The following is a 12,126-nucleotide window of genomic DNA, read 5'->3' as shown; positions in this document are numbered from 1 at the left end:
AGTAACCAAGTCCATCAACCAGTTTTTAGCGGGTTACTCATAAAAATTCCGCAGTCGGCGCTGCGAAAGCAACACTACCCAGTCGCCTACCCGGGGCAGCAGCGAATGCACCACCAGAATGAGGCGTCCCAAAGCGGAAATGACCGTGCGCCGACGCCGCTGCCGCACGTGGCGCACGATGATGGCCGCCACTTCGGCCTGCGACTTTTGCCAGCGCGGCGGGCGGTGCGCAATGGGCACGGGCCGGCCCGCCGCGTTCAGCACCCGCTTGTCGGCGTCGTTCTGTGTGAAGCCAATGTGCACCACCCCAAAATGCACCCCGCTGTCGGCCAACTCCAGGCGTAAGGTATGGGCCAGGTTGGCCAGCGCTGCCTTGCCGGCACAGTAGGCCGAGCCGCTGGGCATGCCGTTGAGGGCCGAAATGGAGGAAATGAACGTGACGCTGCCCTGCGATTGCAGCAAATGCGGCAGGGCCGCTTTAAGTGGGTACACCGAGCCGTACACGTTGCTATCAAGCACCTGCCGGAACACTTCGGGCTGCATGTCGGCGAAATAGGCGCGCTGGGAGATGCTGGCATTGGTCACCAGCACATCGAGCCGGCCAAAGCTGTCGATGGCCGTGGCCACGAGGCGTTCGCAGGCTGCAAAATCGGTCACATCGGCCACGCAGGCGGCCACCTGGTAGCCCTCGGCCGCCAGGGCCTGGCGGGTGTGCTCCAGGCGCTCGGCCTGCAGGCCATTGAGCACCACCGCGGCCCCCAACCGGCCAAAAACGCGGGCCGTTTCGCGGCCAATGCCGGACTCGGAGCCGGTGATGAGGGCAACCTGGCCCGCGAGGGGGCCGGCAGAATTACTGGACATAGCCATGGGTTGTAAACCAGTCGAAGGCTTCGGCAATGGCTTGTTGAATAGAAGTTTGGGGCAGGGCCAGCTCGGCGCGGGCTTTCTGTGGGGTGAAGTAGTGGCCGTCGTTGGCCACGGCCACCATGGCCGGGTTTACCTGGGCGGGGCGGCCGGTGAGGGCCGCCTGCCAGCCGCAGAGGCTGCCGTAGAGCGTGGCCAGTGGGCGCGGCACGGGCCAGCGCGGCGCGGCCACGCCCAGCACCCCGGCCATTAGCCCGAAGGCTTCGCGGTAGCTTAGGTTTTCATTGCCCAGAATGTAGGACTCTCCCACCCGGCCCTGGGTGAGGGCGTTCACGGTGGCCACGGCCACGTCGCGCACGTGCACGTAGTTTTTGCCGCCCCGGGGGTAGCCGGGCAGCCGGCCGGCGTGCAGCTCCAGCAGCAGCGCTCCCGAGGTGGGCTTGGCATCGCCGGGCCCCAGCATAAAGGTGGGGTGCACCAGCACGGCGGGCAGCTGCTCGCGGGCCACGGCCTGCAGCACCAGGTCGGTGGCGGCGCGCTTGCTGTCCATGTAGTCGAGGCCATAGCGGCGGCCGGCGTAGGGTCTGCGTTCGGTGCCGGGCTGCTGCCGGGAGCCAAAGCCGAAGACGTTGGCGGTGCCCACGTATACCAGGCGAGCAGTGCCGGCGGCCTGCGCCAGGCGCAGCACCTGCTCGGTGCCGCACAGGTTGGTGGCCCACACGGCGGGGTTGCGGGCCGGGTTTACCTGGGCCAGGGCCGCCGCGTGGATAATGGCACCGCAACCGGCAGCGGCATCAGCTAGCGCCGCGGGGCCGGGCGTCTGGGCCAGGTCCATCTCACAGATTTCGATGGGCAGGGTGTGAAGAGTCGGTAGCGGAGAAACTGCCGGCTGCTGGCCGGGCCGCACCAACGCGCGCACGGGGTGGCCACGGCGCAGCAACTCCGCCACAAGGTGGCGGCCCAGGAAGCCGTTGGCCCCGGTCACAAGCACGCGTGGCAGCATCACCGGTAGTTCAGCAGGGCCTTGTAGGTGCGGGCAATGCGGGTGGGCGGCAGCTTCAGAAAGTACATGGAAAAGGCGGTGAGGTTGGCCAGCTGCACGCGCAGCCAGCCATTGGTTTCGTACTTGCGCGCCGACACCACCACGTCCTGCGGCACGATGTAGAAACTGGCCACCCGCCGGATGCGCTGGATAATTTCGAAGTCTTCCATGATGACGAACTGCTCATTGAAGCCGCCCAGCTGCTCAAACAGCGCCCGGGTGATGAACAGGGTCTGGTCGCCGCCCCGGCTCATAATGCCCTTGAAGCGGGTGCCGTAGCTGTTGATGCGCAGCAGCGGGTGCGGCGAATCGAACCGGAAGCGGTAGCAGCCCGCCGCGTAGCCCCGGGCCACGGCCTGCCCAATGGTGGCCACGTAGTCGGGGTGAATGCGTACGTCGGCGTGCACGAAGTAGAAATGGTCTCCCTGGGCGTGCCTTGCCCCGTGGTTCATCTGGGTGGCGCGGCCGGCCCCCGGCGACTGCAGCACGGTGGCCCCGGCGGCGCGGGCGGCGGCGGCGGTGCCATCGGGGCTGCCGGCGTCCACTACCAGGATTTCTACGGCCTCCGGCAGTGCGTTGCGGCGCAGCTCGGCCACCAGCCGGCCAATATTGGCGGCTTCGTTGTAGGTGGGAATAATGACGCTGAGCATTGGGGCAGGATGGCTATGGAGCTGCAAATTCTGCATTAATTGGCAAAGCTGCGCTTTAATGCGCCAAAAAGTCTTTCCGACTGTTAAATGAACCCGACCGGCGCTTTGCCGGGCCCCTAATGAGGCCTCGCAATGGGGTCGCCGGGGTGGCGGCCTTCGTGGCAGCCTTTTTGCATTCTACGAAACTACAGCAGCCCGGAGATTGCCAAGGGGCAATCTTTACAGCGGCGCTTTCCCGTATACTTCTCTTATGAACAAGCTCATGAAATCCTCAACCATCGCGGCCCTGGTCCTGGCCACGGGCACCCTGACCGCCGTTGCCATGGTAGCGCCCGGCTTCAATCCGGTGGCCAGCCCCGCCTACGAAGTGGCCGCTGCCAGTGCCGCGGTCGACCACGGTGCCTTCGACAAGCTGCTTAAAAAACACGTTTCGGCGCAGGGGCTGGTCGACTACAAAGGCTTTAAGGCCGATGAGCAGGCTTTTGACCAGTACCTGGCGATGCTCAGCAAGAACCCGCCCGCTGCCAGCTGGTCGAAAAACGACCAGATGGCTTACTGGATTAACGCCTACAATGCCTACACCATCCGCCTCGTGCTCGACCACTACCCGGTGCAGAGCATCAAGGACATTGGCTCGAAAATCAAGATTCCGTTTGTGACCACTCCCTGGGCCATCAAGTTTTTCAGCATCGGCGGCGAAAAGACGAGCCTCGACAACATCGAGCACGGGATTTTGCGCAAGAAGTTTGACGACCCGCGCATTCACTTTGCACTGGTGTGTGCTTCTATTTCCTGCCCGCGTCTGCGCAACGAGGCCTTCACCGCGTCGGAGCTGGAAAAGCAGCTCGAAGACCAGGCCCGGGATTTTGTTAATGACCCGACCAAGAACAAAATCGGCAAGTCGACGGCCCAGCTCTCGAAGTACTTTGACTGGTACAAGGGCGACTGGGAGAAAAGCGGCCAGTCGGTGGCAAAGTGGGTGAACCGCTACTCCAAGACCAAAATGAGCACCAATGCCAAAGTTGGCTACCTGGACTACAACTGGAACCTGAACAAGCAATAAGGCAGGGGCAAGTCTCTTGCCTGCCGATTCTGGCCACGCTGCCGGAAGGCCATGCCGCCCGATGGGGGGCGTGGCCTTTTTTTCACCCACTTAGTTGCTCCCCCCGTGCTGTTTTCCGCCTTGCTCCTGCTCAGCGCGTTGGCGCAGCCCACGCCGCCCGCTACCGCCCGGCCTGCTGCAGCCGAGGTGCGGCACTACGCCATTGACGTGGCAGGCATTCGGGTGGGCACCATGACGGCCACGCGGCAGGCCGCGGCAGGAACCGATGTGACGTACTCGCTGGTGAGCGACGTGAAAGTCAATTTCCTGATTTACCGCCTCAAAATTTATTACCAGGTGACGAACCGCTTCCGCAACGGGCAGCTGATGCTCTCGACGGTGGAGGCGCACACCAACCAGGGCGATTTTTCGTCCCGCGCCGAGTGGAAAGGCGACCATTATGACATCGTGGCCAAACAGTACAAGCACGAGTACAAGGCCATCGAGAAGCAGCCTATCCGGTACACGGTGACCAATATGTTTTTTGCTGAGCCGCCGCCCGGCCAGACGCGGGCCTATGCCGAATACTTTGGCGACTACTTTGCCCTGAGTCGCAACAAAGCGGGCAACTGGCGGGCCCTGCGCGACGGGCGCGAGGACGAATACCAGTACACAAACGGGCAGCTCGTTACCATCATCAAGAAAAACCCACTCCGAAACTTCATTATTCGCCTGCTGCCAGAGTAGCGCGAAGCTGCTTTTGTGGGTGCAGTAAAACCGGTGCTGCCGCGCCTCCCCACCGTGCCAACGCAGAAAGCATCCTCTCATCCCGGAACGATTTGTTCCCAGGTGAGAGGATGCTTTCTGCGTTGGCACTGTAGAAGACCAGCTGTTTACAGCGGGTTTTTCAGCAGCTCGGGGAATTTGTGTCGGAACTTCTCCACTTTAGGAACCGACACGTTTTCTATGTACCCAGACTCGGGGTGGAGGCGGTAGTAGCCCTGGTGGTAGTCCTCGGCAGGCCAGAACTTCTGGAACGGTACCACCTGGGTGACGATGGCGCTGCCGTATTGCTTGCTGGCATTGACGCGGGCAATGGCGTCGTCGATGGCTTTCTTTTCGGCAGGACTGCGGTAGAAGGCTACGGAGCGGTACTGCGCCCCGGCATCGGGGCCCTGGCGGTTGAGGGTGGTGGGGTCGTGGGCGGCCCGGAAAAACACATCCACCAGCGTGGCAAAGCTTACTTCCTTGGGGTCGTAGTATACCTCCACAGCTTCGGCGTGGCTGGTTTCGCCCGCACCTACTTGCTCGTAAGTGGGGTTGGCTTCGCGCCCGCCGCTGTAGCCCGACACCACAGCTTTCACGCCCTTGAGCTCCTCAAACACCTCTTCGGTGCACCAGAAGCAGCCGCCGGCGAAGGTGGCCGTGGCCAGACCCTGCATGTTTGCGGGCGCGGGTCCGACCGTGGACCGAACCGCGGATTGGGTGGTGGTTTGCTGAGCGCCGGCAGGCTGTTCGGTACAGGAAGCCAGCAGCAGCAATACCAACAGGGCCGTGAGGTTAGTTTTCAAAAAATGGGTCATGGGCATACAGTCCTAAAAGGAAGACGAAAAATGTAGCGGCCAGGCCGCCAAAGCGTACCTACGCAAACCCGCCCCGGCCGGACGTTGGGCACCGGCGAGGGCCGGGCTGGTGCCGGCCGGCACACGTTAGGGCCGAGTGAGCGGGCCGCTCAGGCTCGCTAACACCGCTTTGCGCGATTTGTTCCCTTGCCTTTTAACTTGCCACTGTGCCGGGCCGGCCGCTCTGTGCCTGTGCAGCGATGGCTCGCATCCAGGCCGAGCTGTGGCACCAGCGGCACTTTCGGCGTGCATGCAGAGTCACCCAAGGCCATGGCTCGGTGCGGCAAGAAGGCAGCGGGGCCGCAGAACCCCGAGAGCCGGCTGCAGGGAACGGCGCAGGCATGGAAGCCCCGGACAAGGAATGGATGGCTCATCAGAAAGTCTTCAGAATTGCCGGCTACCTTTCGGCTGTTTCCAACCTTGCATTCCCGTGAAGCTGCTGATTGTAGAAGACGAGCCGGCCCTGCGCTCCTCGCTGGTAGAATACCTGCGCCAGGATGGCTACGTGGTGGAAGCGGCGGTGAGCTACGGGGAAGCCCACGAGAAAATAAAACTCTACCAATACGACTGCGTGCTGCTGGACCTGACCCTGCCCGATGGCAACGGGCTGGACGTGCTGCGCACGCTCAAGGCCGATAACTCGCCGGCCGGCGTGCTGATAATCTCGGCCCGGGGCGCGCTCGACGACAAAGTACTGGGCCTGGAGCTGGGGGCCGATGACTACCTGGCCAAGCCGTTTCACCTCTCGGAGCTGAGCGCCCGGCTGAAGGCCATTATCCGGCGGCGGCAGTTCCAGGGGCAGCGCCAGCTGCTGTTTCAGGAACTGACGGTGCTACCCGACCAGGCCCAGGTGCTGGTGCACGGCGAGCCGGTGGTGCTCACCCGCAAGGAATACGACTTGCTGCTCTACCTGCTCACGCATCCGGGCCGGGTGGTCACCAAGGCATCCATTGCCGAGCACGTGTGGGGCGACGCCGCTGATGCGGCCGACTCCTTCGATTTTCTCTATACCCACCTCAAAAACCTGCGCCGCAAGCTGCAGGACAAGGGCGCCGCCGACTACATCCGCTCCGTGTACGGGGTGGGCTACAAATTCAGCGCAGAATGAAGCTGCTGACCGCTACCAACCGCTACTACGTGCTGCTGGCTGGCCTGCTCTTCACCATCGGGAGCGGGCTGCTGTACGTTGGGGTGCTGTGGGCACTCCAGCGAGAGGTGGAGGAGCGGCTGTTGCAGCAGCGGGACTACCTGCGCCGGGAAGTAGGGCGCACGGGTCAGCTGCCGGGCACCCCATTTGAAGGCCGGATGCAGCTGAGCGCCCAGCCCCGGCCCGAGGGCCTGCACAATGTGCTGCTGCTGGAACCGCTGGAAAATGAGCTGGAGCCCTACCGCCAACTCACGTTTCGACTACAGTTAAACGGGCAGCCCCAGTGGGTGTCGCTGAGCAAGTCGCTGCTGGAAACGGAAGACGTGCGCCGTCTGATTATGTGGTTGCTGCTGGGCGTGCTGGGCACCTTGCTACTGGGGGTGGTATTGCTCAACCGGTGGCTGGCGCGCCGCCTCTGGGCACCGTTTGAACGCACCCTGCAGCAATTGAGCGCCTACGACGTGCGCCAGCACCAGGTACTGCAGCTGCCCGGCACCCGCATCGAGGAGTTTGCGCAGCTCAACCTCGCCCTCACCCGTCTCAGTGAACGGGTGGCGGCTGATTACGCCGTGCTCAAGGAGTTTACCGAAAACGCGGCCCATGAAACCCGCACGCCGCTGGCCATTATGCAGGCCAAGCTGGAGCAGCTGCTGCAGCTGCCGGATTTGCCGGCGCCGGCCGGCCCACTCGTAGCCGACCTCTACGCCGCCGTGCAGCGCCTGGCCCGCCTGCACCAGGGCCTGACGCTGCTCAGCAAAATTGAGAACCAGCAGTTTGCCGCGGCCCGGCCGGTGCCACTGGCCGAGTTGCTACGCGAAAAACTAGGGCAGCTGGAGGCGTTTGTGGAGGAAAAGCAGCTGCGACTGGAAGTGAGCCTGCCCACGACCCAAGCGCTGCAGTTGCACCCGGCGCTGGCCGACTCGCTGGTGAGCAACCTGCTGCACAACGCCATCCGGCACAACCACCCGGGCGGCCTGCTGCAGGTGATACTCACATCCAAAGAGCTGGCCATCAGCAACACGGGGCCGGTGCTGGCGGCCGGGCAGCAGCCGGCTCGGTTTTTCGAGCGATTCCGCAAGCAGAACGCCGCCTCCGATTCGCCCGGCCTGGGGCTGTCCATCGTGCAGAGCATCGCCTCGTTCTACGGGTTTGAAGTGCGGTACGAATACGCCGCCGAGCAGGCCCTGCACACCTTGCGGGTGGTATTTTAATGGCAAGCGGGTGGCTCTTCAGAATATCTAACAAAATCAGTCCGTAAATTACTCTCCTACTTCGGCCCACTTCCCATGACCCGATACCTGTTTGCGGCGCTGACTTGGTTGTTGCCCTTGCTGCCGTTGCGCGCCCAGCAACTGCCGGCAGCGCTCGCCCAATCCCCGGATTCGCTCGCTACTCCTTCCGTGCGCCCGTTGCCGCAGCGCATCTGGCAGCGCCCCACCGTGCGGAAGCTCCTGCCCCCGGCGCTGCTGCTCACGGCTGGCGCCCTGACCACCCACAAAGTGGCCCTGCTGGAAACCGATGAAGAAACCCGCGAGGAAATAAGGGAGCATGTGGGCCGGCCCATCACAAACCTCGACGACCAGATGCGCTACCTGCCCGGGGCAGTGGCGCTGGGCCTGGGCCTATCGGGCGTGCAGGGACGCCACAAGCCAGTCGACCAGCTGCTGCTGGCAGCGCTGGCTTTCACGCTCAACGACGCGCTGACCGGCAACCTGAAAAAGCTCGCGCACGTGCAACGGCCCGACGGTTCCGATTTCCATTCCTTCCCCAGCCAGCACACCAGCCTGGCCTTTGCCTCCGCCACGTTCCTGCACAAGGAGTACGGCGGGCGTAGCCGCTGGTACAGCGTGGGCGGCTACTCGGTGGCGGCCGCCACGGCGGGCATTCGCATGGCCAAAGACGTGCACTGGCTCTCGGATGTGCTGGCCGGGGCGGGCGTGGGCATTCTGTCGACGGAAGCGGCCTACTGGCTGTATCCGCGGGTGACGAAGCCACTGCGCAAGGTGCTGGGCAACCGGGCCCTGGTGCTGCCCACCTACCAGCAGGGGGCCATTGGGGCCATGGCGGTATTGCAGTTGTAGGCCAGTCTTCGCTGTCGAATTACCGGAGGTTTTTCAATTATTTCAATGACTGACTGGCCTGGCGGGGCCACGGGCGTGGCAGTAAGCTGGCACCCAATCCACCGAGCGGGCAAACCCTCCTGCTTATTTTCGCTGCTTACTTGATGCTTACTTGTTTAGTTACCGGCAGCGCCGGCTTTATTGGCTCCCACTTGTGCGAGCGGTTGCTGGCCGATGGCTGCCGCGTAGTGGGCCTCGACAACTTCGACCCGTACTACCACCGCCAGCTGAAAGAGCAAAACCTGACGGCGCTGCGCCAGCACCCCCGGTTCTCTTTCTGCGAAGCCGACCTGCGCCAGGGGCCTGCTGCCCTCACGGCCGCCCTGCCGGCCCTCGCCTACGATGCCGTAATCCATTTGGCTGCCAAAGCCGGCGTGGGGCCCTCGCTGCGGGAGCCGGCAGCTTACATGGAAAACAACGTCCTTGGCACCACGCATCTGCTGGAGTGGATGCGGGAGCGGGGCATTCGGACGCTACTTTTCGCCTCCTCTTCTTCCGTGTACGGCAACACGCCGGCCATCCCCTTTGGCGAGGATGAGCCGCTGCTGGCACGCTGCATTTCGCCCTACGCGACCAGCAAGCTGAGCGGTGAGGCCCTCACCTTTACTTACCATCACCTCTACCAGATGAGCGTGCTCAATGCGCGGTTTTTCACCGTGTACGGCCCCCGCCAGCGGCCCGACCTGGCCATTCATAAGTTTGCCCGGCTGCTGCGGGCCGGGCAGCCCATCCCGGTCTACGGCGATGGCAGCACCTCGCGGGACTATACTTTTGTAGCCGATACGGTGGACGGCATTGTGCGGGGCCTGAACTACCTGCTGCAGCACCCCGGCACCTACGAAACCGTGAACCTGGGCAACAGCCACCCCGTGGCCCTGCTGGACCTGATAGCCGCTGTGGGCGCGGCCGTGGGCGTGGTGCCGCAGCTGGCGTTTGAGCCCGAGCAGCCCGGCGACGTGGCCACCACCTACGCCGACAATACCAAGGCCTACCGCCTGCTGGGCTACGCGCCCCGCACGCCGCTGGCCGAGGGCCTGCGCCAGTTTGCGGCCTGGTTTGATGCCAAGCCGGAACTTTCTGCGGTACCACTTCAGGCGCGCTGATAGCTGATATGGAAAGCATTGGCATAAAACAGCCCGCGCAGAGCGGCAAGGTCCCGAAGGCATTACTCGTGTTTCTGCTGCTGCTGGCGGGGGCGCTGGGCATTGGGCTGGGCAGCTGGGGGCCGCTGGAAAGCAGCGAGGCCCGCTACGCCGAAATTGGGCGGGAGATGCTGGCGTCCGGCGACTGGCTGCATCCGCGGCTGCTGGGCATCTACCATTTTCACAAACCCCCGCTCACCTACTGGCTCACGGCGGTGGGCCTGGGCCTCACCGGCTCTTCGGTGGCGGGCGTGCGGCTGCTGCCGGTGCTGGCGGTGCTGGCGCAGGTGGTGCTGGTGTACGGAATAGGCCGGCTAATTTTCGAGAACAACCCCAGCCGGGCGCTGGGTGCGGCCATTGTGTACGGCACGTTTCCCGTGGTGTGGATTTCGGCCCTCAACGTCACCACCGACAGCTACCTGGCTACCTGGGAACTGGTGGCGGCCTACGGCGTCCTGCACCACTACCACCGGGGCGGCTGGGGCGGGTTCTACGTCTTTTGGGTGGCGCTGGGGCTGGCGTTTCTCACCAAAGGGCCCGTGGGGCTTCTGCTGCCGCTGATGGCCGTGGCCAGCTTTTACTTTCGCGGCCAGCGGGCACGGAGGCCTTTTACCTGGCATCACGCTGCGGGGCTGGCCCTGGTTATTGGGGTGGGCTTGAGCTGGTACGGGTATCTGGTGGCTGAAAATCCGGCTTTCCTGCGCTACTTTCTGGTGGGGCACACCGTGGAGCGGTTCGCCAGCGCCGGGGCGTTTGGGCGCGCCAAACCCTGGTGGTTTTACCTGGTGCTGGTGCCGGCTACCAGCTTACCCTGGTCGGGGCTGCTGCTGACGCAGGCAGTGCGCACGGGCTGGAAAGCCCTGCCGCTGCCGTGGCGCAGCATCTGGCTGTGGTGGGTGCTGGTGCCGGTAATATTTTTTTCCCTGTCGCAGTCGAAACTGCTGCTGTACGTGTTGCCGGTTTTTACGGGAATGGCGCTGCTCACTTCTTATTACCTGCACCAGTTGCCCGCTACCGGCCTGGCCCGCTGGAGCACCGGCCTGCTGGTCTTTTGGGCCGTGGTGCTGGCCGCACTCGCGGCGCTGCCCGTGGCGGCTGGCCTCACCTACCTGATGGTGCCGCTGCCCACCAGCGGCGTGGCGGCGCTGGGCGTGGCGGGCCTGGTATACCTGGCCGGCTACAGCCGTCAGGCCCCCAAAAAACGACTTCTGGGGGGCGCTACCGTGTTTATGGTGGCCCTGCTCCTGGCCGCCAAACCGCTGCTCCAGGCCAACGAACTGACCTTTAACGGCACCCAACCCGTGGTGGCTGCCTTGGAGCAAGCCGGCCTGCAGAACCGCCCCTTGCTGGTTTATGACGAACTACTGCCCTCGCTGGCTTTTGCGATGGGACGGGTGCCGGTGTCGTTGTATGCCGGCAACCACAACCTGGTGCGCGAAACGCAGTTCGAGACTGATTCACGCTGGCGCGCCACTTGGCTGGACCTTAGTGGCCCGCCCCCCGCCGCCCTGGACTCGCTGCTGCGGCAGCGCCCCCTGCTGCTGGTGAAAGGCGAGGTGCACCCCGAGCACCAGTGGCTGCTGCAGCGCCTGCCGCAGCGCCAGGATGTGGGCAAATGGCGGGTATATTATGAGCGATAGGCGCTGTTTTCTACTTTCTTAAACGCCGCCCGCGCTACTGCCATGAACCTGCTGCATACGCTTTGGGGCTTTATTCAATTGCTCTGGCGCAACCACCGCAATCGGTTGCTGGGCCTGCTGCTGGGGTTTATCGGCCCGTGGCTGGTATTCGTCAAAGTGAGCCAGGAGGTGTGGGAGGGCGACGGGCTTCCCCTGGATCAGGCCATTTTGGAATTACTTCACCGCATGGACAGCCCCATTCAGGACGCCGTTGCGGTATGGATGTCGCGGGCCGGCGGCACTTTCTGGACGCCCGTGGTGGAAGCAGCCGTGCTGGTGGGGCTGCTGCTGGCCCGGCAGCGCCGGGCCGCGCTGTTCTTTTTCTTGTCGGTAGGCGGGGCCGGGGCGCTGAATCTTTTTGCCAAGCTGCTGCTGGCCCGTCCCCGCCCCACGCTCTGGGCATCCATCGCTCCGGAAACCACTTACAGCTTCCCCAGCGGACACGCCATGGGCGCGGCAGCCTTGGCCCTGGCCCTGGGCATGCTGCTCTGGCCCACCCGTGCGCGGTGGGTGGTGGTAGTGGTGGGCACGGGCTGGGCGCTGCTCATGGGCTGGTCGCGCGTGTACCTGGGCGTGCATTTCCCCTCTGATGTGCTGGCTGGGTGGGTAGGTTCCATGGGCTGGGTGGGGAGCATGCACCTGCTCTTCGACCGTTCGGCCCTGGACTTGAGCCGCCTGTGGAGCGATGCCCGCACCTACTGGCTGGCCCGGCGCGACTAATCACCGTACTGGCGGGCCTTACCCGAACACAACCTGCTACCCCCCTCCTTAGCGTACTACCACAACTCCTACAGATTTACTTCAGAAATGCCTTGTAA

General features: G+C 63.9%; 12 protein-coding genes. 8 read left to right on the top strand and 4 right to left on the bottom strand.

The annotated features are described in order from the left end of the window. Positions 1 to 33: 33 nt before the first annotated feature. From BEN48_RS01185 to BEN48_RS01175, 3 genes are read right to left on the bottom strand one after another with little or no spacing between them, the layout of a single operon-like run. Entirely contained in the window at positions 34 to 861 is an 828-nt protein-coding gene (locus BEN48_RS01185; protein ID WP_070732100.1) for an SDR family oxidoreductase, read from the bottom strand. After that, positions 851 to 1,867, bottom strand: coding sequence for an NAD-dependent epimerase/dehydratase family protein (locus BEN48_RS01180; RefSeq protein WP_070732098.1), 1,017 nt, complete (start codon positions 1,865 to 1,867; stop codon positions 851 to 853). The genes BEN48_RS01185 and BEN48_RS01180 overlap by 11 nt, the downstream gene beginning before the upstream one ends. Next, positions 1,867 to 2,556, bottom strand: coding sequence for a TIGR04283 family arsenosugar biosynthesis glycosyltransferase (locus BEN48_RS01175; RefSeq protein ID WP_070732094.1), 690 nt, complete (start codon positions 2,554 to 2,556; stop codon positions 1,867 to 1,869). Before BEN48_RS01175 ends, BEN48_RS01180 begins: the two co-directional genes overlap by 1 nt. Before the next feature lie 250 nt (positions 2,557 to 2,806). Between BEN48_RS01175 and BEN48_RS01170 the strand changes: the two genes are divergently transcribed. Then, positions 2,807 to 3,619, top strand: a complete 813-nt coding sequence (locus BEN48_RS01170; protein WP_394330919.1) for a DUF547 domain-containing protein — start codon at positions 2,807 to 2,809, stop codon at positions 3,617 to 3,619. Positions 3,620 to 3,724: 105 nt separating this feature from the next. Next, positions 3,725 to 4,345: a DUF6134 family protein gene (locus BEN48_RS01165; protein ID WP_241502132.1), complete on the top strand. Its 621-nt coding sequence runs from the start codon at positions 3,725 to 3,727 to the stop codon at positions 4,343 to 4,345. A gap of 146 nt (positions 4,346 to 4,491) precedes the next feature. Here the strand turns inward: BEN48_RS01165 and msrA are convergent, their stop codons facing one another. Continuing rightward, positions 4,492 to 5,169 carry a peptide-methionine (S)-S-oxide reductase MsrA gene (gene msrA, locus BEN48_RS01160; RefSeq protein WP_241502131.1) on the bottom strand — a complete coding sequence of 226 codons (678 nt, stop codon included), beginning with the start codon at positions 5,167 to 5,169 and terminating at the stop codon, positions 4,492 to 4,494. A gap of 481 nt (positions 5,170 to 5,650) precedes the next feature. On the opposite strand from msrA, the gene BEN48_RS01155 reads away from it, so the two are divergent. The 6 genes from BEN48_RS01155 (at position 5,651) to BEN48_RS01130 (ending at position 12,028) form a co-directional block, all read left to right on the top strand. Then, complete coding sequence (locus tag BEN48_RS01155; RefSeq protein ID WP_070732088.1) at positions 5,651 to 6,328, top strand: response regulator transcription factor; 678 nt, start codon at positions 5,651 to 5,653, stop codon at positions 6,326 to 6,328. Further along, positions 6,325 to 7,578 carry a sensor histidine kinase gene (locus tag BEN48_RS01150; protein WP_070732087.1) on the top strand — a complete coding sequence of 418 codons (1,254 nt, stop codon included), beginning with the start codon at positions 6,325 to 6,327 and terminating at the stop codon, positions 7,576 to 7,578. Before BEN48_RS01155 ends, BEN48_RS01150 begins: the two co-directional genes overlap by 4 nt. A gap of 75 nt (positions 7,579 to 7,653) precedes the next feature. Continuing rightward, the gene (locus BEN48_RS01145) at positions 7,654 to 8,448 is read left to right on the top strand and encodes a phosphatase PAP2 family protein (protein WP_070732085.1); all 795 of its coding nucleotides are present in this window, start codon (positions 7,654 to 7,656) and stop codon (positions 8,446 to 8,448) included. Positions 8,449 to 8,591: 143 nt separating this feature from the next. Beyond that, positions 8,592 to 9,590, top strand: a complete 999-nt coding sequence (locus BEN48_RS01140; protein ID WP_070732084.1) for a GDP-mannose 4,6-dehydratase — start codon at positions 8,592 to 8,594, stop codon at positions 9,588 to 9,590. Positions 9,591 to 9,598: 8 nt separating this feature from the next. Next, entirely contained in the window at positions 9,599 to 11,269 is a 1,671-nt protein-coding gene (locus BEN48_RS01135) for a glycosyltransferase family 39 protein (protein WP_070732083.1), read from the top strand. Positions 11,270 to 11,311: 42 nt separating this feature from the next. Continuing rightward, a complete protein-coding gene (locus tag BEN48_RS01130; RefSeq protein ID WP_070732082.1) occupies positions 11,312 to 12,028 on the top strand; it encodes a phosphatase PAP2 family protein in 717 nt (238 codons plus the stop codon). The last annotated feature ends 98 nt before the right edge of the window (positions 12,029 to 12,126 follow it).

The organism is Hymenobacter glacialis (assembly GCF_001816165.1).
In the GTDB taxonomy this organism is placed as follows: Bacteria; Bacteroidota; Bacteroidia; order Cytophagales; family Hymenobacteraceae; genus Hymenobacter; species Hymenobacter glacialis.
Note: the sequence above shows the minus strand (reverse complement) of the source record. Positions and strands in the feature narration are given on the sequence as shown.